This is a genomic window from Lentilactobacillus kribbianus (genome assembly GCF_013184075.1).
GTDB lineage: Bacteria > Bacillota > Bacilli > Lactobacillales > Lactobacillaceae > Lentilactobacillus > Lentilactobacillus kribbianus.
Map to the genome: position 1 here is coordinate 405,291 of NZ_JABEQQ010000001.1, position 19,110 is coordinate 424,400.

A 19,110-nucleotide genomic window follows, 5' to 3' on the forward strand; every position below is an offset into this window, starting at 1 on the left:
ATTGTTAGTAACCATAGTATACGCTTTATTAATAATGAAGAAAACTAGCTGAAACTATTTTAATAATTGCTCATATTCAGCGGCAAAATAACTATTTTTAGGCCACACTAATACTAATTCGTGCTGCAATTGCAGATCCTTTAATGGGAGCTTAGCTAATCTTCCTGTCGCCAGTTCTGTTTTCACCAAAGATTGGTACATAAAACTAATTCCCACATCTTCTAACAAGAGCTCTCGAATTACCGTCGGATTGTCAATCGTAATCAATTGTTTAAATTCCGTGATACTAATATTTTGGGATTGAGCCAAACTTTGAAAAATATCACGGGTGCCGGAACCAACTTCTCTTAATAATAACGGCTCAGATAACAAGTTGGCTAACCGCAAATCGGTTTGTTGTACCAGCGGATTACTAGCAGCAGCCACTCCAATAAAGGGTTCTTGGCGAATGATTTGGTAATCATAATTAGCTTTATCAAAATTACCTTCAATTAAAGCAAATTGACTACTACCATCATCTAACTGTTGTAAAGCTACTTGAGTGTTGGCAGTTTGACAATTAATGTTGGTGTATCCTTGTTGTTTTAATTTTAAAATCAATTGGGGAACCAAGAACTCACTCACTGACAAGGTCGCCACAAACGAGATTTGACGTTCGGCTGTTGCCGTTTTAATTTGTTTAATCATTTGCTGCGATTGAACTTCTAAAGAAGCCACAAATAAAGCCAGTTGATGACCTGCGGTAGTGATTTCTAAATGGGGACGGTGATAACTAACCAACTGCACTCCCAACTCATGCTCTAAACTTTTAATTTGCTGAGTAACGGCAGGCTGACTAATAAATAATCTGTCGGCGGTCGCTGTATAAGAACCAGTTTTGGTTAAGGTTAAAAAAGTATGGTAGCGGTGATCTAGCATCTTATTTCTCCTTATATAAGTATTGGTTATTAACTAATAATAAATCATAATTTTATTTTATGAAAGCAAACTAGTAAAATCAAAGTATACTGTGTTTTGGAGAGGAATGGATTTATGAAAGCAATTATTGAAACAATGTCCACCAGAAGCTTTTGGGTAGCCGCCTTGTTCACCTTGATTTGTGCGGTCGCAGGAACCTTTTTGGCTACTTTACCTTACTTAGCTGTCGTGGGTTCATTAGTTATCTCCCTATTATTGGGAATGGTTTTTCAAGTTTGGCGAACAGGAATTGAAGCCGCTGAAAGCGGTATTGGATTTATTTCAAATAAGTTTTTGCGTTTAGGTATTATTTTATTAGGATTTAAATTAAACTTAGTTGATTTAGCCGCTGCTGGGGTTAAAACTATCACTTTAGCTATTTTCGTGGTTACTGGAACCATCATCTTAACTTATTGGATTGCTCGCAAAATGGGCGTAGATCCAGCATTATCAATTCTTACTGCTAGTGGTACTGGTATCTGTGGTGCCGCCGCAGTTATGGGGATTTCACCTCAAATTACGGTCCCTGAAGATCAACAACAAAAAAAGCATGAAGATGAAGTACTAGCAGTTGCTGTTGTTGCCATTATGGGAACAGTCTTTACTTTAATTGAAATCGGCCTCAAACCCCTTCTTCACATGACCCCCACTCAATTTGGGGTTATGACTGGTGGTACTCTTCACGAAATCGCTCATGCGGTTGCTGCCGGTGGTGCTGGTGGTCCGGTTAGTTTAGACAGTGCCATTATCACCAAATTATCTCGAGTACTTTTACTTGCGCCAGCTGCGTTTATTATCGGCGCCTGGTGGCAAAAACAAGCCAAGAAAAATGGTACCCAAACTGAAGCCAATGGTAAACTACCAATTCCATGGTTCATGGCTGGTTTCATCTTAGCTAGTGTTATTGGGACTTTTGTGCCTTTAGGAGCTACCGTTTTAGCTTGGTTAGTTAAATTAGCTTACATTTTCCTTGGAATGGCCATGGCCGCTTTGGGAATGAGTGTTAACTTTAAAGTTATTATTAACCGAGGTGCTAAACCATTTGGTGCTTCTGCGATTGCTTCAACTATTTTATTAATTTGTGTGGCTACTGCCAGCAAGTTATTCTTCTAAGCAAAAAGAGCAACTTCGTTTAAAAGCGAAGTTGCTCTTTTTTATTGTCTTAATTAAAGACCCGTTTAACACCAGCAATGTCTGAACGTTGACTATTTTGAATTGGTTGAACCATGATCTTTGGTGGCCAACTTTCAATTACTTTATTATGGCCTAAATAAATGGCTACATGCCAGATAGTGTGAGTTCCTGGTTGATAATAAAAAATCAAATCACCGCGTTGACGTTGATTGTAAGCCACTTTACGTAACTTTTTAGCCGCCCACAAATTACGACTGTTCCATTCATTACCAGGGTAAGCATGGTGAATCGATGACGTTGGTAATGGGTTAACCCCACCGGCGTACATAGCTTGCATAGCTAATCCAGAGCAATCAGTACCATAACTTGGTTCTGAAGAAGAACCCACTAAGTATAGTTTATTCTTGTATTTGTAAGCTTGCTTAATCATCGCTTCAATATGTTGTGACCGGGTATTCCAAGCATGAGCCCCTAATGGTGCAATGTATGAATCAATAGCGGTAAATGATGATTTAGAAAAACCCATTTTAACCCAGGTCTTTTCGTCAACATTTCCCGTTACCTTTAAATGGTGCTTACTTTGAAAGGCTTTAACCGCATTATAAGTGGCGGTATTGTATTTATTATAACCGTAGAAGGTTCCCATTTTTTTCATAATCTTCCAAGTTTTGATACCTTCATAATTACGTTTAACCATATAGCCTACTTTACCGTATGGTTTAATTTGGGTGTTAGCAACTTGATAGTATTGCTTAGGATTTTGGTAACCAGAAGTTTTCGCAACATACTGCTTATTAGCCGTTACATAGTAATTACCACTAACTTTCAATACCGGCGTTTTTTTAGTAGTGTGCTTCATACCGATTACGTGCAGCATGGTACCTTTGTGGACTAATTTAGCCCTTTTAGTTCGGTTAACATCCTTATATTCATACAAACCTTTTTTAGCTTTGACAATTGTCGGATTAGCCGTGTAATACTTACTATTAGCCGCAGCCACTTGACTGCCACCAATTAGCATCCCCATTACGGCCATCAACATAGTCATCCTTATTTTTTTCATGATAAACCCTCCCTTAATTAATAGCTGAGTGCACGATAAGCATCAGCTTTACGATGACTCTTAAAACTAGTTAGTTTCATTGAGGTCCGCTTCTTAGTCCACGGATCATTGTAATAAGCACGGGTACTACTATAACCAGTTAAAGTAATCGCGTGATTAGGAAAACCGTCAACATTGGCTAACCAAACAACCACTGGCTTATTGGCCTTAATATATTTCTTGAAAGTACCAAATGAATCCCCGGTGAGGTCTTTAGATAAACCGCCATATTTTTTAACGGTTTTTAATAGTCCCTTAGGATAAACATACCACCCTGAGGCCTTATATGGGTCGCCAACGAATCCTTTATTAGGATTGGAACTGCGTGGCATCGCATTAGCCAATTGGGTTTTCGTGACGTGAACCCCTTTATATTGCAGCATCATGGTGACCGCTGTAATTTCACACCCCGTAGGCAGTTCCGGCCGTTGCCCAATCAGGGGAGCGTATAATTTGCGACTGTTTTTAATATTGGTACCATGTTCGTGAATCCAGCCGGAGGTAGTTCCCCTATATGTAAATTTCAACCACAAACCATCTTGCGTTCGTTCTTCTCTGGTAATGTGAATTTCTTTATTAGCCCATTTACTGCCTTTAGCAATAGCTTTCATATTAGCAGCACTGGTTTTGGCAGCACCACTTTTATAAACGTTGTAATTTTTCTTGTTATTAGCACCCATTTGCGTGTAATAACTAACTTTTTTCAACGATTTAATAGGTAAATATTTGGTTGGTGCTGCTGATGAATAAGTACTGGTAGCTTGTGCTGGTGCTGCGGTCGTTTCGTTAGTAGTAGCTGCGGCCACCCTTAATCCGCTAGCAGCAAACAATAGTCCACCACTAACTAAGCCGATTAATACCGGTATTTTCATGGTAACCCCCAAAGTATAAATTTATGAATATAACTATATTAGTATAGCACAGGCATTAGTATCATTTGTTAGCAAATTTTTGGTAATGATTGTGTGTGAAGCATCCCTTTCAATTGAAATTAAACTCTAAAAACGGTTAGAATATGGTTACTAAGATCACTAGATAAAGAGGGAATTGATATGAAAAAAGGAAGAATGGCAGCAGCAATTGCCTTACCGGTGATCACGGTTACCGGCTTGTTAGATGTTTCAGAGCGGCTCTATAATTTTGTCTTTGATCGTGTGGACGAAGTACCAGCCACCTCGGCGGACAAACAAAAATATGCCCAACAATATTACGATTACGTTGACTGGTTGCACACGAAACCCACTCGAACTTGGTACCTAAATCCCAATACTGACACTCAATTAGCAGCAACCTATGTTCCCGCTACGAAAGCGACTAAAGACGTGGTGATTATTGCTCACGGCTACAAAGGTAACGGTGAAACCATGGCCAATTATGCCAAAATGTTTCATGATCTGGGATTTAATGTTTTGCTACCTGATAGTCGTGCTCACGGGCAATCTACTGGTAAATACATTACTTTCGGCTGGTTAGATCGGCTTGATTATTTGGACTGGTTAAATAAAATTATCGAGTCCTTAGGTAATGACTGTCGCATTATTTTATTCGGGGTTTCCATGGGTGGTGCTACGGTAGAAATGCTTAGTGGTGAACAATTACCATCACAAGTAAAGGTGATCATTGCTGATTGTGGTTACTCAAATATCAACTCTGAATTAACTTATTTACTCAAGCGCTTGTATCATTTGCCTAAATACCCGCTCCTACCTACTGTTAGTATGATTAACAAGCGCCGTCAAGGCTTTAACTTAAAACAAGTGTCATCCATTGAACAACTGCAAAAAAATCATTTACCCATTTTCTTTATTCATGGTGAAAAAGATACTTACGTGCCCACGGAAATGGTTGAAGAAAATTACGCCGCCACTGCTGGACCGAAGGAAAAATGGATTGTTAAAGATGCCACCCATGCTGAAAGTTTTTGGATTGATCCCAAGGCCTACCAAGCTCATATTACAGACTTTTTAAATCGCTATTTTAATTAATGACTATCACCTCATCGGGGTGATTTTTTTATTAATTTATGAAAGCGCCAACAGAATTCTCAAAACATGCTACAATAGCAATGATGGTTTAGCTATATTTATCATAAAAATAGGAGGTATTTATGCCCAGTATATTCACTCGTCGTAAGAGTGACGTAGTTATTGACGATATTTTTGCGGCAACGTATCAAATGCTTCAAACTCAGCACTTTAAAGATATTACCTTTAAGCGAATCAAAAAAGCAGCTCAAGTTAGTCGCTCCGTTATCCATCATTATTGGATGAATCCGTTGGATTTAAGCGTGGCTACCATCGATAATTGGACTCAAAATGACGAACAGTGTATGCAAGCCCTGGAATTTGATAACGGTAGTTTACGAGCTGACTTAATATACGCTGGTAATCAATTCGCTGATTACGTGATTCGGCTGCCAGATGAATTCAATCGAATTCTCATTATCGAATTGCAGCACCAAGATTGGCCCACTAAAAAGTTACTCAAAGCAACTCATCGTTATGCGCTCAAATTAATGCGTAAAACCACCAAGCTAGCAAAAAAACGCGGTGAAATTAAGCAAAATATCAAATTACCAATCACCACCAAACTAGTATTATTTCAACTAATTCGCTACCAAAATTACCTTTCTGGTCAACCAGTTAGTTCAGAAATGATCACTCACTGGGTGGATGACATCGTGTTGCCAGCGATTGCTAAAGAAAATCAACGCCTCTTAATTGTTTCCTAAATTAAAAAAGCCTTCATTGTCATTGAATTGATATTGATAATGAAGGCTTTTTTATATTTTAATGCGTTAATTTACTAATAAAATCCTGGGCCCGCTTAGTCTGTGGGTGCGTAAAAAACGCTTCTGGGGTCCCGGTTTCTTGAATGTAGCCATCGGCCATAAACCAAATTTGATCTGCGACTGATTTGGCAAATTCCATTTCGTGAGTAACTACTACCATTGTCATACCCTTATTAGCCAAAGCTTTCATCACATTTAATACTTCCCCGACCATTTCTGGATCTAATGCCGAAGTTGGTTCATCAAATAACATCACTTCTGGTTGCATCGCTAATGCTCTGGCAATCGCTACCCGTTGTTTTTGTCCCCCTGACAAACTACTAGGAAATTGTGTAGCATAATCAAGCATCCCCACCTTTTGTAACTGCTGTTTAGCGATGTCAGCCGCTTGAGTGACTGACATCTTCTTCACTTTAGTCAAAGCTAGTTTCACGTTTTCCAAGGTATTCATGTTGGGAAACAAATTAAAACTTTGAAAAACCATTCCCATTTTTTTCCGTAACTTATCCAATTGGGCTTCCTTTAAGCCAATCAATTGTTGTCCTTCAAATAAAACCGCCCCACTAGTCGGAGTTTCCAGTAAATTTAAGCACCGTAAAAAGGTACTTTTACCACTACCAGAAGGTCCAATTACAACAATCACTTGTCCCTGATTCACTTGTTCACTGATACCTTTTAAAATTTCCTTATCCCCATAATTTTTAGTGAGGTCCTTCACCTCGATAATTGTTTTAGTCATGTTTCATCCTCTTTTCGAAGTGATTTAAAATCCTAGATGCCGTAAAGGTCAAAATAAAGTAGATCACCATGATGACCGCAATCGGCGCTACTCCTCGATACGTATCCGAACGAACAATATTAGCTTGATAAATTAGTTCTGTGACCCCAATGATGGATACAATGGAACTGTCTTTAATTAAGGTAATAAATTCGTTTCCTAAAGAAGGCCAAATGTTCTTTAAAGCTTGTGGCAAAATCACGTACCGCATGGTAAGGCCTTTAGACATTCCTAAGCTTCTAGCGGCTTCGGTTTGCCCAGGATCCACTGAATTGATTCCTCCTCGAATATATTCGGCTACATAAGCGCCCGAGTTCAGTGAAATAGCAATAATTCCTGAAACCAGTGCAGGCAAGTTAACAACCAGACCTAATCCAAAGTAAACAAACATCACTTGAACCATCATTGGTGTCCCCCGCACAAATTCCACGTAAGCTGTTGCTAACCAACGAATCACGTTCTTCAATGGATTTCCATTTAATTGGCGTAATAAGGCTAAGATGACACCAATAATAAAACCAAAAATTACCGAGCAAACCGTAATAATCAGTGTGTATTTAATTCCAATGGCAAAAGCCTTCCAGTAATGCCACATCGAGGTGTTCACCGTATTAGTTTTCATATATTTACCAGCAGCAGGTAAATACTTTTTATTCACTAACTGTTCTTTTTTAATGGTTGCGATGGATTTATTGGCTTGATTAACCAATGTCGTACTCCCTTTTTGAAAGGCTACGGCCGAATTAGTTGATGAAGCATTCAAATCAAAATGCGTGGGAATAGCCACTAAAGATTTGTTATTGGCCGCATAAGCTTCTGCGGTGGGCTTTTCCATGGCCACACCAGCTACCTTGTGACTTTGTAAGGCTAATACCAAATCTGATGCTGACGTCATGCCTTTAATTTTGACATCTTTAATTTGTTTTTTTGATTCCACATACTGGGTAGAACCAGTTTGCGCACCCACCGTTTTATTCTCAAATGAATTCTTGTCGTGGTAACGCCATTGATCAGATTTATTAATTAAAATATCAAATCCACCTTGATAATAAATATCCGAAAAACTGACATTTTGTCGCCGTTCTGGGGTGGGATTCATCCCCGAAATAACCATATCCACTTTGCCGGTTTGCAGTCCGGTTAGCAAAGTATCAAACGACATTTTTTTGATTACTAATTCCACGCCCATATCTTTAGCAATTTTTTTGCCGATTTCCACATCCATTCCAACAATTTGACTTTTACCGTGAACTGTTGCTTCAAATTCATATGGGGGATAATCCGGAGATGTTCCCATCACTAACTCACCCTTGGCCTTGATTTGAGCCAGTGAATCATCAGCATGAACTGAATGCGACATCGGCATCATCGTTAATGCTAGGGCAAAGATAAAACCCAACACTACTCCTATTTTTTTCTTTGGCATAAATTACTCTTCCTCTCTGTCCTGCTTTTCTAATAGAGATGAGTATAACTGTAAATGGTTATTTATGCAATATAAATTCATAAAAAGGATATTTTATGCAAAAATAAAAAAGTCCATCTTACTAAAGATGGACTTTTGGGAGCTTTATTTGAAATATTTAAAGGCTTGATCAATGCGTTGATATTCATCTGGCGTTAATTCAATGCTCATCGATTGTGCGTTAGATTCCACTTGTTCTGGACGTTTAGCCCCAGGAATCACTACCGATACCAGCGGATTTTGCATGTACCACGCTAAAATGACTTGAGCAATGGTAGCTCCATGACTAGCCGCAATTGGTTGAACCTGACTTACTGCCGTCAAGGCCTCACTAAATCGTTGTCCTTTAAAATCATCCATTTGACTACGAATATCGTCATCTACAAAACTAACTGCTGAGTTATACTTTCCCGTCAATAATCCAGAGGCTAATGGGAAGTAAGGAACAAAGCTAATCATATTTTCAGCCAAGTAAGGCATCATTTCTTTGGCATTTTGTTGGTGTAACAAGCTATATTCATCTTCAACAACATCAACGTAACCATCAGCATTAGCTTCCACAATTTGGGAAAGTGAAAAATTAGAAATACCAATAGCCCGAATTTTTCCTTGTTCTTTTAGGCGTTGTAAAGCTCCCACGGCTTCGGCTTTGGGGGTTTGTTCATCTGGAAAATGAATATAAAAGATATCCAGATAATCCGTTTGTAATCGTCGTAAACTATTATCTACTTGTTGCACTAAAAACTGGGGATCATTATTAATAACTTGCTGACCACTACTAAAATCTTGAGCCCCTTTAGTAGCGATAGCAAAGCTATGCCGGTTATAATCTTTGATAGCTTTCCCGATTAACTCCTCAGAATGACCTAAGCCATAAGCATAGGCCGTATCAAGGAGAGTAATGCCAGAATTAAGCCCCGCTTTGACAATATCAATCCCAGTTTGATCAACTAAATTGGGAAACAAATTATTACCACCCACCGCGTTAGTACCTAGTCCTAGTGGTGTGGTCACCAAGTCCGTATCACCAATGGTCACATTTGGCTGAGTCATATCACTACCTCCTAAATTATTATTGTAGTTCCGCCAAAATTTTTGACGGTAGTTGCAAATCAGTTAATAGTTCGCCCTTAGGCTTATTTCCACTAAAACACAATTTACCGAATTCATCAATAGAAGCGTGCCACCTTCTAGCTCGCAAATTATCTAGCTCTAAATTAGCTTCCATGCTCCGTTGCAGTTTCTCATAAGTCAGTTTGGGGGAAGCTCCTAAGGTCACAAATAAACGTCGCGCATAAGAATCAGCGATAAATTTAGCTCGATTAAAAATGAAGACTAACCAAACATCTGCGGTTTCATTACCAATACCAGGTAAGGACCGTAATTGTTGTCGTAAGGTGGCGGTAGTTAATTGCTGAACCGTTTGAGGATTAAAATCCATCTGAGCAAAATAGTTAATGGCTGCTTTGATATACTTAGCCTTACTTCGATATAAGCCAGCCGGTTTAATCAATTCTTGAATCTCATTTTCACTTAGTTTTTGCCAAGCCGCCAAATCAAATCCAATGGTATGGTCTAATTGATTACTGACTTCCTCTACTTTACTTCCGGTAGCATTTTGAATTAGAATGCTTTGAATCACAATTTGATTCCACTGTTCTTTAGGCCACCAATGGTCTTGCGGTCCCACAGTTTGTTGTAGTAATTGTGCCAATTCTGGCAATGTAATTTGCGTCATTTATATCTCACCTGTTCGTTGATTTTTAGCACCTGAAAGGTACTTAATTGGTAATTGCCTTCAACTTAACTATAATAGAATTATGTTTGTTTGGTTTACGTAAAGGAGAAAATTATGCAAAATAGAGATACTCAATCACTAATTGCTAATGTTGGTCAGACTTTAATCGAACGCAATTTGTCCATTACTGCTGCTGAAAGTCTTACTGCCGGAATGTTTCAGAGTAACTTAGCGGACGTCGCCGGTATTTCCGCTATTTTTCCAGGTGGTTTTGTCACTTACGCTAACGAAGCTAAGGAAACCCTACTGGATATTCCCAAAGAAATTATTTCTCAATATGGGGTCGTTAGCAAGCATACCGCTATTTGGATGGCTCAACAGGCCAAAGCCAAACTGCAAACTAATATTGCTATTTCATTTACCGGAGTAGCTGGACCCGACTCTTTGGAAAATCAACCAGCCGGAACAGTCTGGATTGGTTTAGCTTATCGAAATGAAACACCATTTGGTCAGTTATTTCACTTTACCGGTAATCGCAATCAGGTTCGCGAACAAAGTGTGCACCAAGGTTTTCAATTACTAAAAGAACAATTACAGACAGATCATTCTTTTTAAATGATCGAAAATACATTCTTGATTAATTTAATAATATTAAAAAAGGTACCCCATTCCTAATGGGGTGCCTTTTATTTTATTCAATACAACCAATACCAATAATTTCATTACGATAATCTTGCGGTTCAGCCATGATTTCCATCACCACTCCCGCAATACTATTTCGCAATACCTGCCGACCACTGGCCGGATCAACATCTTTAATCATTTGATAATTTTCATCTTCATCATCAATTAAGCCCGGCCGTAAAATAGTAAAATCTAAGTCAGCATTTTCAACAATCTCCATAGCATCTAGATAGGCCTGCCGAGGTGCTTTTTCCCGGACCTCTGTAGCACCTGTTTTACTTTCAGCATAAATTCCCATTGAAGCAACAAAAATCAAGCGGGTTGTCTTAACTCGTTTCATAGTGGCCACCACTGCTTCGGCAATAGCGGTAATGTTTTTATCAACCGCCACCACTACCACGTCTTGTCCAATGAGGACCTTATCTAAAACTACTTTATCAAAAACATCACCAGTAATAATTCTTTCTCGGCGCGGATCTTTAGCCTTGATACCAGTCGTATCGCGGGAAAGAAGGGTTAGCATGATGTCATCTCGCTGTAAAGCCGTCTCAACAAGTGTTTCTCCAACTGAACCAGTTGCACCAATAATCGCTAATTTTTTCATGCCATTCTCTCCCTTTTTTAAGTTATTTTAACGCTAATTAATTACTATGCACTAATTTTAAACCGGTAATTGTACAAAAAAACGACGTACTAATACGTCGTCTTAAGATCTAATTGTTTCGATTAAGCGATTTACGAGCAATTGGTAATAGCACTAAAGCCACCGCTACCCCTGCTAGTCCTTGGAACAAGTTAGGTACTACGCCAGCTAATCCGGCCGCTGGAGTGTATAAAATACTATCTACGGCCCAATAACCGGCCACCATTACCAACGCTGAAATCAGCAAAATCAAAATTTGAATTAGTTTGTTACTGGTTCGCGCATAACCCGCGATAAAGCCTTCTAGTCCATGAACGATTAATGAAAAAATCATGTACTGACCATATCCGGCTAATAAATCAAGAAGAAAACCGCTCAGACCACCAATTGCAGCCCCCCACCGTGGGCCCATGATTACGGCAGCAGCTAGGATAATCGCATCACATAGATTCAAATAACCGTGTGTCATGGGAACGGGAATAATAAAAACCCGACTAACCACAACGTTAACAGCGATTAAAACCGCAGCGAAAACCATTTGCTGTAATTGATTTGGTTTATGCATTTTTTCTTGTTGCGCGTTATTTTTCATTATTAACCTCTCCGATTAGGATCCACATTTTTATCAGTGAAATCATAAAGTGCCCGGATACCACCAACTAATTTAGGACGAGTCTTTAAAGCCACAACGTGAGCGTCACCAATTTCATTAGCAGTCAAACGAACTGGAACTTGAACGAAACGCACGTGCATCCCAATTTCGGTACCACCAATATCGATTCCGCCATCAGCTACAATATGTTCAACTTCAACGGGATCATCCAAAGCTTCATAAGCAGCAACTGATAAAGCTCCACCAGCGTGCATAGCTGGTACTACGGATACTTGTTCGAAGTTGTGCTTAACTGCAGTTGAACGCTTCATAATCAAGGAACGATTAATGTGTTCGCAACCTTGAATAGCTAGGTCGAAGTGGTATTTATTAGCGTATTCATTTAAAACTTTATACAACAATTCACCAACTGGTAAGCTGGAATCAGTACTCATCCACTTACCCAAAATCATACTAGTACTGCAACCAACAACGAATAATCCATCATCAGGAAATTCTACTAAATCAAAATAATTGTCTAAAACTTTTCTAAGATCTGCCTCAATATCTGTAAGTTCCATTATTCATCATCCTCCAATTGTGTTGTTGTAATTGTGTTTAAAATCGAAACCAAATTTAATCCCGACATATACCCTAAATCAGCTGTAATCCGCATGGCTTTTACCAAGTCATTCATGGTAGTTGTAACCGCGTCACTAATTGATATTTGAGCGGTCAAGTAACCCGTTAAAATCGCCACAAAAACGTCACCAGCCCCACTGAAATGTCGGGGAATATATGGTACAAAATACTGAGCTAACTTGCTAGTTTTTTGCTCAAGCCAGCAACAACCAATTTGGTCGCCACGCTTGACCCCAGTTACCACAATGGTAGTGTTTGGCAATTGCCGTTGCAACTTAGTTAACGCTGCTAGTAATTCGGCGTCTGTTGGTTCCTTTGCAAACGTTACCCCACTAAAAAGAGATAGTTCTGTAGCGTTAGGAGTAATAACGTTAGCTAACGGTAACAAATGCGCCAAATGATCCATATAATCATCATCAAGCGTCGGATACATCTTACCTTCGTCACCAATCACTGGATCGATTACCGTGAGGGTTGGTGACCAAGTAGTTAAAAATTTAGCTACTGATTTAACAGTTGCTACCTTACCAACATAACCAATTAGAGCTACATCAATCTTCATAGTTGGTAGGCTTTGCCAATGCTTTGCAGTTTGTTGTAACCACGGATTGGTATCTAGTCGGGCCGGTTGACCAAACCCTTCCGTTTGAGCTGACAACATCATCGTCGGTAGTGGTAATACCTGGTGACCAAAAGCGGCCAAGATAGGTAATGCGGCCGTGATGGAAATGTTGCCAACTGCGGATAGGTCCTCCATTAAGAGAGTAACTGGTTGATTCTTTTTTGTGATATTAACCGACCACCTTCTTAATTTATTATCCATTAATCCAAAATTAATTTCACTTACTTACATTATAGAACAATCATACTGCGAAAGAAACCGCTAACTTTTGTTTACCACCTTGATTTAAATTTTACCTAGAACCTCAGTTTCATTTCGCGCTATAATAGGTTGAAATTGCGATATTTAAAGGAGTCCTTCATGATAAAACCCATCGTTACCAATCCCTTACAACTTAATCAAGTTGCTCAACCAGCTACTGCATTAGATCAGTCAACGTGTCAAGATTTACGTGATACCCTTAAAGCCCACCAAGCCGAGTGTGTTGGGATGGCAGCTAACATGATTGGGGTCAATAAACGCATCATCATTGCCGAAATTGGTCCCTTAACGTTAGTGATGTTAAATCCGGTCATTACCAAGCAAGCTAAACCTTATCGTACTCAAGAAGGTTGTCTATCATTAATTGGTGAACGCCCCACAAATCGGTTTGAAACCATTACCGTTAACTACCGCAATGAACAATTTCAAACCCAAACTCAAACTTTTACCGGTTTCAGTGCCCAAATTATTCAACATGAAATTGATCACTGTGATGGCATCGTTATCTAAAAAAAGCTTTTCCAAATAGTCCTTTGGCTATTTGAAAAAGATTTTTTTATTTGCAATGATCATGGTGCTGTTGATTATTCTCCCCCATTTGGACGGTTAAATCATGAATCTGTTGGTGGAGGTGTTGTAATTCCGGATCTTCTGTGGTTTCTAACTGTTCTAAATTGACATTCATTTTAGTCAGTAAAGTTACCAGTTCTGTCTGTTCCGTTTCGCTGAGATTAGCGAATATCTTTTCGGTTACTTCATTATGAATATTTTGCCAATCATTCATCAGCTGCTGCCCTTTAGCCGTTAAATGAACACTAGAAACCCGTTTATCCACTGGACTAGTTTGCCGTACTGCCAATTGATTAGCTTCTAATTGTTTAATTCCGGCACTGACTGAACTGGGACGAATATCTAATAGTTCTGCAATTTCAGCATTAGTTAGACCATCGTTATGACTTAATAATCGTAATAGTCGTTGTGGGCCCCGCCCACTTTTGATCGAATCGCCATGGTGGTGCCGCGTTCGTTTAGCCATTAATGGTTGATGGTTAATTTGGCTAAATAGTTGCATTAATTTTTGCGTAGTTTGGGTCATGTTATCTCCTTTTAATCAAATTGAGCTTGGTATAACTTAGCATAAGCCCCATTTTTATCTAACAATGATTGATGCGTCCCCTTTTCCACGACCTGACCATCATCAATGACTACAATTTGGTCAGCATTATAGACCGTGGATAAGCGGTGGGCAATTACAATCGTTGTTCTAGTTTCGGTTAAATTATCCAAGGCATGTTGAATTTGTTTTTCGGCCTCATTATCTAAACTAGCCGTTGCTTCATCTAAAATAACAATCGGTGCATTTTTCAATAAAGCCCGCGCAATAGATAACCGTTGTTTTTGACCACCAGAAAGCTTAACGCCACGTTCACCCACCTGCGTATCTAAGCCTGCCGGAAGACTAGTCACAAACGCCTCTAAATCAGCTAAGCGCAGAACTTCGTGGACTTCTTGGTCGGTTGCTTCTGGTTTAGCATAAACCACGTTATCTCTAAGGGTTCCGTCTAAAATAAATAAATCTTGCGAAACAATCGCGATGTGGCGCCGTAAGTCCTCTAATCGAAAATCACCAATGTTTAAATCATTAATTGTAATGCGACCACTATCAATATCATACATTCGATCAATTAATTTGGTAATGGTAGATTTACCAGAACCAGAGTGACCAACTAGTGCCGTCGTTTTCCCAGCTGGAACGGTAAATGAAACATCCTTAATAGTTGGCATCTTATTATCACCTAAGTAACTAAAGTTGACCTGGTCTAATTTCAATCCCAATGGTGCTTTAGGAAAAGCAACCGGATGAGCTGGTTCTAAAATAGTCGGTTTAGCTTGGGTAATTTCATTAATACGACTGTATGAAACTAACGCTTGCTGAATTTGATTTAATAACCGCGTAAACGATTGAATTGGTGCTTGTAACATCGCCACATAGGTTAAGTAGGCGACTAGATCCCCTACGGTTAACGTTTTTTGCATCACAAAATAAGCCCCCAAGGCCAAAATAATGGCCACTTGTAAGTAGTTCACACCATCGATTAATGGTGAAAATATAGCACCATTTTGAGTAGCTTTAATCATATCTTGCCGGTTTTGTTCTGATACCGCGTTAAATTCTGATTGTGCCAAGTCTTCGTTGGTATAACTCTTAATTAAATCAATTTGAGTCAGTGTATTTTGCATCTGGTTGGACATTTTGGTCTGTGACAGACGAGCCGCTTTATAGGCAGCGTGAATTCGATCACGAAAAACCCGGTAAATAACAAACATCAGTGGAAAAGTCACGGTTACTGCCAATGCCATTTGCCAGTTAACGATAAAAATAAACACTAACACCCCCACGAAGGTAAAGAGATTACCAATCATGGATAACATGTTAGCAGAAATCATACTCTGCAAATTATTAATATCACTGGTTAAGCGAACCATTAAATCCCCTGTCTTGCTGGATTCAAAAAAGGCGGTATCTTGAGCCAAAAGATCATGATATAAGTCATCTCTTAGTTCTGTGATCGCTGATTGACTCATAACCCCCATATAATATGAGGAAAAATAATTAAGTAAGCCCAAAACAACGGCCGTCAACAATAGGCCTCCAATCATTAAAGATAACCAGCGTAGATCCTTCATTGGAATCACTTTATCAATAATCGTTTTTTCAAATTGAGGCATGACAAATTGAAGCGCCGTAATCAAGGTAAGTGCCAAGATATTAACCGCTAAAATCCATTTTTGTTTTAGCACTCGGTTAAATACAAAGTGCAGCATTTCTTTGGTGCTAGCTTTATTTTCTAGTTTCAGTTGTTGCATTTCATCCCATCCTTTCCATTCTTTATGATGAGTTGGATAAATCAATATTTCATTTTAGTTAGTTTAACTAAATAAAAACTAACTAAATGGTATATTACCTACTTACTGCTTAAAAGTCAATCAATGAGCTCATAATCAAATATCTGATCTACTAATTTACATCCATGCCGGAATGAATTAAAATTAATGAAAACGATTGCAATCAGGAGAATGGATAATGCCAAATACAATTACCGCAACTACTCACTTTTTTGATACCTACGAAGGTCACACCGTTAATAAATATTCACTCACTAACGCTAACGGCGTCACCGTATCCGCAATTAGTATGGGGGCCACTCTCTATGAGATTTTAGTTCCCACTAAAGACGGTGGCACGGCTAATTTGGTCCTTAATTATCCCAATTCAGCAGACTATCTCGCCAACCCTTTTTATGTTTCCATGGCGATTGGGCGTACGGCCGGCCGCATCAAAAATAGTGAACTACTATTGAATAATGAGACTTATAAGATTCAACCTAATGAAGGTAATAACAATTTACATGGGGGACCGCATGGTTTTAACACCCATGTTTGGGATGGCAGTATTGGTGAGAATAACGGCGTACCAACGATTATTTTTCACCGGGTGCAAAAATCCGCTGAAGACGGTTTTCCCAGTGATTTAGATGTCACAATTACTTATCAATTAACCGAAGACAATATCGTTAATATCAGTTTTAAAGCCACCGCTTTGAGTGCTGATACGGTCTTTAACCCTACTTATCATACTTACTTCAACCTAGGTGATGACGCCACTATTTTGAACCAAGAACTCCAAGTAGATGCTGATACTCACTTAGCATTTGACGATGAAAAAATTCCAACCGGTGAACTGATCGAAGTTACCGATACACCATTTGATTTTCGGAAGCCCACGCGCTTAGGTGACGCTATTACTGCAATGCAAAATACTGCTGAAAAAGGGTTTGACGATATCTTCAAAATTAATGCTAGTGCTCACGGTCGCCAAATCGCTACCTTGAGTGATCCGGCAACCGGCCGACGGGTAATTGTTGATTCCGATCGTAATGGTTTAGTAGTCTTTACCGCTAATTCATTTACTAAAGAAAACATGAATTTTATTAAAACCAATGGCACGGGCCAACCTTATGAAGGAGTGGCTCTTGAAGCCCAAACGCTTCCCGATGCAACCAGATTCACTGAATTCGGTCCGGCCGACGTTATTTTAACCAAGGGTGAGACAAAAACCGCTACTATTGATTACCGTATTGAATTCTAAATTAACCGTTAACGTTCATCTATTCAAGATGAGCGTTTTTTGTATAAAAATATCATTATGTGAATTTTTCTAATAATTCATTAGCATTTTACTAGGGATTGATTTACAATGTAACAAACACATAAAAGGATGAGTGATTTAATGATGAAACGGATAAAAGGTTCTTGTACCACCATTTTGGTTGGTAAAGCTGCCACTACTGACGGCTCAACCATTATTTCTCGAAACGAAGACGGTGCGGGTCCACTAAACCCCCAAAAATTTGTTGTCGTCAATCCAGATGAACAACCCCGCCACTACCAAGCTGTGTTAAGTAAGGTAGCAATGGATTTGCCTGATGATCCAATGCGCTACACCGCTACTCCTGATGCTACTGATGGTCACGGTATCTGGGCTGGTGCAGGAATTAACAGTGATAATGTTGCTATGACTGCAACTGAAACTATTACCACTAATGCTCGTATTTTAGGTATTGATCCCTTAGTGGAAGATGGTCTTGGTGAAGAAGATTTCACAACAATTGTTTTGCCTTATATTCACTCTGCTAGAGAAGGGGTTAAACGACTCGGCGCTTTAATTGAAGAATACGGTACTTACGAAACCAACGGTATGGCCTTTTCTGATAAGGACGAAGTCTGGTACTTCGAATCTATTGCTGGTCACCACTGGGCTGCCATCAAGATTCCTGATGATGCGTATGTCATTGCTCCTAATCGCTTCAACATTACTCATTTTGACTTTAATTCAAATGACACTATGTTTGCTGCTGATTTACTCGATCTAATTGAAAAATACCACTTAAGTCCAGATACTGACGATGTTAATTTACGTCACATTTTTGGTAGTGCTACTATCAAAGATACCCGCTACAACAACCCCCGGGCTTGGTATGGTCAAAAATACTTCAATCCTGAAATTCAACAGGATCCTTTGGACCAAGATCTACCTTTTATTTGCCATTCATCTAAAAAAATTAGTGTGGAAGACGTCAAGTGGGTCTTGAGTTCTCACTACCAAAACACTAAATATGATGTTTATGGTACCCTTGGCACTCCTGCTGAGAAAAAATTATTCCGCCCCATCGGCATTAACCGAAACCAAGAATTACACATCTTACAAATTCGTAATGATGTCCCAGCAGCCATTGCTGGTATTCACTGGTTAGCCTTTGGTCCCAATACCTTTAATGCTGTGGTTCCTTTCTACGCTAACGTAGTCGACGTCCCAGAAAACTACAAAAATACTACTGGCGAATTAAATCCTAATAACATCTATTGGTTAACTAACATCATGGCTTTGTTAGGTGATAGCAACTTCGCTCTTTATGAAGATGAAGAAAACATTTTCGAACAAAAGACCGTTGCCGATTGCCGTCACCTTCAACTAGAAGCTGACCAACACTTTGCTGATCATGATGATGTTTCAGCTTACTTAATGGATATCAACAACCAAATGGCGACCCTTTACCAAAAAAATGCTAACCACTTACTTGGTCGTATGTTAGCCTTTGGTGAACCAGAAATGAAATTAAAATTCCAATTAAATGACTAA

At 39.2% G+C, this 19,110-nt stretch carries 20 protein-coding genes; 7 read left to right on the plus strand and 13 right to left on the minus strand.

The features are described 5' to 3' along the window. Positions 1 to 54: 54 nt before the first annotated feature. Positions 55 to 918, minus strand: a complete 864-nt coding sequence (locus HII32_RS02185) for a LysR family transcriptional regulator (RefSeq protein WP_172187853.1) — start codon at positions 916 to 918, stop codon at positions 55 to 57. A gap of 114 nt (positions 919 to 1,032) precedes the next feature. Here HII32_RS02185 and HII32_RS02190 point away from each other — a divergent pair, with 114 nt between their 5' ends. Further along, complete coding sequence (locus HII32_RS02190) at positions 1,033 to 2,070, plus strand: YeiH family protein (protein WP_172187855.1); 1,038 nt, start codon at positions 1,033 to 1,035, stop codon at positions 2,068 to 2,070. A 49-nt stretch (positions 2,071 to 2,119) separates the two neighbouring features. On the opposite strand, the gene HII32_RS02195 is transcribed toward HII32_RS02190, so the two are convergent. Both HII32_RS02195 and HII32_RS02200 read right to left on the minus strand, forming a co-directional pair. Further along, complete coding sequence (locus tag HII32_RS02195; RefSeq protein ID WP_172187857.1) at positions 2,120 to 3,154, minus strand: DUF5776 domain-containing protein; 1,035 nt, start codon at positions 3,152 to 3,154, stop codon at positions 2,120 to 2,122. A gap of 17 nt (positions 3,155 to 3,171) precedes the next feature. Continuing rightward, positions 3,172 to 4,065: a C39 family peptidase gene (locus HII32_RS02200; protein ID WP_172187859.1), complete on the minus strand. Its 894-nt coding sequence runs from the start codon at positions 4,063 to 4,065 to the stop codon at positions 3,172 to 3,174. 180 nt (positions 4,066 to 4,245) lie between these two features. On the opposite strand from HII32_RS02200, the gene HII32_RS02205 reads away from it, so the two are divergent. After that, positions 4,246 to 5,178: an alpha/beta hydrolase gene (locus HII32_RS02205; protein WP_172187860.1), complete on the plus strand. Its 933-nt coding sequence runs from the start codon at positions 4,246 to 4,248 to the stop codon at positions 5,176 to 5,178. 122 nt (positions 5,179 to 5,300) lie between these two features. Continuing rightward, positions 5,301 to 5,924, plus strand: coding sequence for a TetR/AcrR family transcriptional regulator (locus HII32_RS02210; protein ID WP_172187862.1), 624 nt, complete (start codon positions 5,301 to 5,303; stop codon positions 5,922 to 5,924). A 58-nt stretch (positions 5,925 to 5,982) separates the two neighbouring features. Here HII32_RS02210 and HII32_RS02215 read toward each other — a convergent pair whose 3' ends face one another. The 4 genes from HII32_RS02215 to HII32_RS02230 all read right to left on the minus strand — a co-directional run bounded on the left by HII32_RS02215 (position 5,983) and on the right by HII32_RS02230 (position 9,965). Next, positions 5,983 to 6,723 (minus strand): amino acid ABC transporter ATP-binding protein, encoded by a 741-nt coding sequence (locus tag HII32_RS02215; protein WP_172187864.1) that lies wholly within the window; start codon positions 6,721 to 6,723, stop codon positions 5,983 to 5,985. Then, the gene (locus HII32_RS02220) at positions 6,716 to 8,188 is read right to left on the minus strand and encodes an ABC transporter substrate-binding protein/permease (protein ID WP_172187866.1); all 1,473 of its coding nucleotides are present in this window, start codon (positions 8,186 to 8,188) and stop codon (positions 6,716 to 6,718) included. Before HII32_RS02220 ends, HII32_RS02215 begins: the two co-directional genes overlap by 8 nt. Positions 8,189 to 8,332: 144 nt before the next feature. Next, complete coding sequence (locus tag HII32_RS02225) at positions 8,333 to 9,280, minus strand: aldo/keto reductase (RefSeq protein ID WP_172187868.1); 948 nt, start codon at positions 9,278 to 9,280, stop codon at positions 8,333 to 8,335. A gap of 19 nt (positions 9,281 to 9,299) precedes the next feature. Next, the gene (locus HII32_RS02230) at positions 9,300 to 9,965 is read right to left on the minus strand and encodes a DNA repair protein (RefSeq protein ID WP_172187870.1); all 666 of its coding nucleotides are present in this window, start codon (positions 9,963 to 9,965) and stop codon (positions 9,300 to 9,302) included. Between the two features lie 114 nt (positions 9,966 to 10,079). On the opposite strand from HII32_RS02230, the gene HII32_RS02235 reads away from it, so the two are divergent. Continuing rightward, entirely contained in the window at positions 10,080 to 10,580 is a 501-nt protein-coding gene (locus tag HII32_RS02235) for a nicotinamide-nucleotide amidohydrolase family protein (protein WP_172187872.1), read from the plus strand. 76 nt (positions 10,581 to 10,656) lie between these two features. Here the strand turns inward: HII32_RS02235 and HII32_RS02240 are convergent, their stop codons facing one another. The 4 genes from HII32_RS02240 to HII32_RS02255 all read right to left on the minus strand — a co-directional run bounded on the left by HII32_RS02240 (position 10,657) and on the right by HII32_RS02255 (position 13,349). Continuing rightward, positions 10,657 to 11,253, minus strand: a complete 597-nt coding sequence (locus HII32_RS02240; protein ID WP_172187874.1) for an NAD(P)H-binding protein — start codon at positions 11,251 to 11,253, stop codon at positions 10,657 to 10,659. A 109-nt stretch (positions 11,254 to 11,362) separates the two neighbouring features. Further along, a complete protein-coding gene (locus tag HII32_RS02245; RefSeq protein WP_172187876.1) occupies positions 11,363 to 11,884 on the minus strand; it encodes an ECF transporter S component in 522 nt (173 codons plus the stop codon). Between the two features lie 2 nt (positions 11,885 to 11,886). Beyond that, positions 11,887 to 12,465, minus strand: coding sequence for a TIGR01440 family protein (locus HII32_RS02250; RefSeq protein ID WP_172187878.1), 579 nt, complete (start codon positions 12,463 to 12,465; stop codon positions 11,887 to 11,889). After that, positions 12,465 to 13,349, minus strand: coding sequence for a PfkB family carbohydrate kinase (locus HII32_RS02255; protein ID WP_172187880.1), 885 nt, complete (start codon positions 13,347 to 13,349; stop codon positions 12,465 to 12,467). Before HII32_RS02255 ends, HII32_RS02250 begins: the two co-directional genes overlap by 1 nt. 159 nt (positions 13,350 to 13,508) lie before the next feature. On the opposite strand from HII32_RS02255, the gene HII32_RS02260 reads away from it, so the two are divergent. Then, positions 13,509 to 13,919 carry a peptide deformylase gene (locus tag HII32_RS02260; RefSeq protein ID WP_172187882.1) on the plus strand — a complete coding sequence of 137 codons (411 nt, stop codon included), beginning with the start codon at positions 13,509 to 13,511 and terminating at the stop codon, positions 13,917 to 13,919. Positions 13,920 to 13,965: 46 nt separating this feature from the next. Here HII32_RS02260 and HII32_RS02265 read toward each other — a convergent pair whose 3' ends face one another. After that, on the minus strand, positions 13,966 to 14,505 hold the full coding sequence (locus HII32_RS02265; protein ID WP_172187884.1) for a MarR family winged helix-turn-helix transcriptional regulator: 540 nt from the start codon (positions 14,503 to 14,505) through the stop codon (positions 13,966 to 13,968). Between the two features lie 11 nt (positions 14,506 to 14,516). Further along, the gene (locus tag HII32_RS02270) at positions 14,517 to 16,277 is read right to left on the minus strand and encodes an ABC transporter ATP-binding protein (RefSeq protein ID WP_172188751.1); all 1,761 of its coding nucleotides are present in this window, start codon (positions 16,275 to 16,277) and stop codon (positions 14,517 to 14,519) included. A gap of 217 nt (positions 16,278 to 16,494) precedes the next feature. On the opposite strand from HII32_RS02270, the gene HII32_RS02275 reads away from it, so the two are divergent. Continuing rightward, complete coding sequence (locus HII32_RS02275; RefSeq protein WP_172187886.1) at positions 16,495 to 17,559, plus strand: aldose epimerase family protein; 1,065 nt, start codon at positions 16,495 to 16,497, stop codon at positions 17,557 to 17,559. Positions 17,560 to 17,700: 141 nt separating this feature from the next. Next, complete coding sequence (locus tag HII32_RS02280; protein WP_172187887.1) at positions 17,701 to 19,110, plus strand: C69 family dipeptidase; 1,410 nt, start codon at positions 17,701 to 17,703, stop codon at positions 19,108 to 19,110.

Excerpts from the sequence above, each read along its gene's own strand:
- HII32_RS02185 (WP_172187853.1), bottom strand. The coding sequence starts at position 918 with ATGCTAGATCACCGCTACCATACTTTTTTAACCTTAACCAAAACTGGT.
- HII32_RS02190 (WP_172187855.1), top strand. The coding sequence starts at position 1,033 with ATGAAAGCAATTATTGAAACAATGTCCACCAGAAGCTTTTGGGTAGCC.
- HII32_RS02195 (WP_172187857.1), bottom strand. The coding sequence starts at position 3,154 with ATGAAAAAAATAAGGATGACTATGTTGATGGCCGTAATGGGGATGCTA.
- HII32_RS02200 (WP_172187859.1), bottom strand. The coding sequence starts at position 4,065 with ATGAAAATACCGGTATTAATCGGCTTAGTTAGTGGTGGACTATTGTTT.
- HII32_RS02205 (WP_172187860.1), top strand. The coding sequence starts at position 4,246 with ATGAAAAAAGGAAGAATGGCAGCAGCAATTGCCTTACCGGTGATCACG.
- HII32_RS02210 (WP_172187862.1), top strand. The coding sequence starts at position 5,301 with ATGCCCAGTATATTCACTCGTCGTAAGAGTGACGTAGTTATTGACGAT.
- HII32_RS02215 (WP_172187864.1), bottom strand. The coding sequence starts at position 6,723 with ATGACTAAAACAATTATCGAGGTGAAGGACCTCACTAAAAATTATGGG.
- HII32_RS02220 (WP_172187866.1), bottom strand. The coding sequence starts at position 8,188 with ATGCCAAAGAAAAAAATAGGAGTAGTGTTGGGTTTTATCTTTGCCCTA.
- HII32_RS02225 (WP_172187868.1), bottom strand. The coding sequence starts at position 9,280 with ATGACTCAGCCAAATGTGACCATTGGTGATACGGACTTGGTGACCACA.
- HII32_RS02230 (WP_172187870.1), bottom strand. The coding sequence starts at position 9,965 with ATGACGCAAATTACATTGCCAGAATTGGCACAATTACTACAACAAACT.
- HII32_RS02235 (WP_172187872.1), top strand. The coding sequence starts at position 10,080 with ATGCAAAATAGAGATACTCAATCACTAATTGCTAATGTTGGTCAGACT.
- HII32_RS02240 (WP_172187874.1), bottom strand. The coding sequence starts at position 11,253 with ATGAAAAAATTAGCGATTATTGGTGCAACTGGTTCAGTTGGAGAAACA.
- HII32_RS02245 (WP_172187876.1), bottom strand. The coding sequence starts at position 11,884 with ATGAAAAATAACGCGCAACAAGAAAAAATGCATAAACCAAATCAATTA.
- HII32_RS02250 (WP_172187878.1), bottom strand. The coding sequence starts at position 12,465 with ATGGAACTTACAGATATTGAGGCAGATCTTAGAAAAGTTTTAGACAAT.
- HII32_RS02255 (WP_172187880.1), bottom strand. The coding sequence starts at position 13,349 with ATGGATAATAAATTAAGAAGGTGGTCGGTTAATATCACAAAAAAGAAT.
- HII32_RS02260 (WP_172187882.1), top strand. The coding sequence starts at position 13,509 with ATGATAAAACCCATCGTTACCAATCCCTTACAACTTAATCAAGTTGCT.
- HII32_RS02265 (WP_172187884.1), bottom strand. The coding sequence starts at position 14,505 with ATGACCCAAACTACGCAAAAATTAATGCAACTATTTAGCCAAATTAAC.
- HII32_RS02270 (WP_172188751.1), bottom strand. The coding sequence starts at position 16,277 with ATGCAACAACTGAAACTAGAAAATAAAGCTAGCACCAAAGAAATGCTG.
- HII32_RS02275 (WP_172187886.1), top strand. The coding sequence starts at position 16,495 with ATGCCAAATACAATTACCGCAACTACTCACTTTTTTGATACCTACGAA.
- HII32_RS02280 (WP_172187887.1), top strand. The coding sequence starts at position 17,701 with ATGATGAAACGGATAAAAGGTTCTTGTACCACCATTTTGGTTGGTAAA.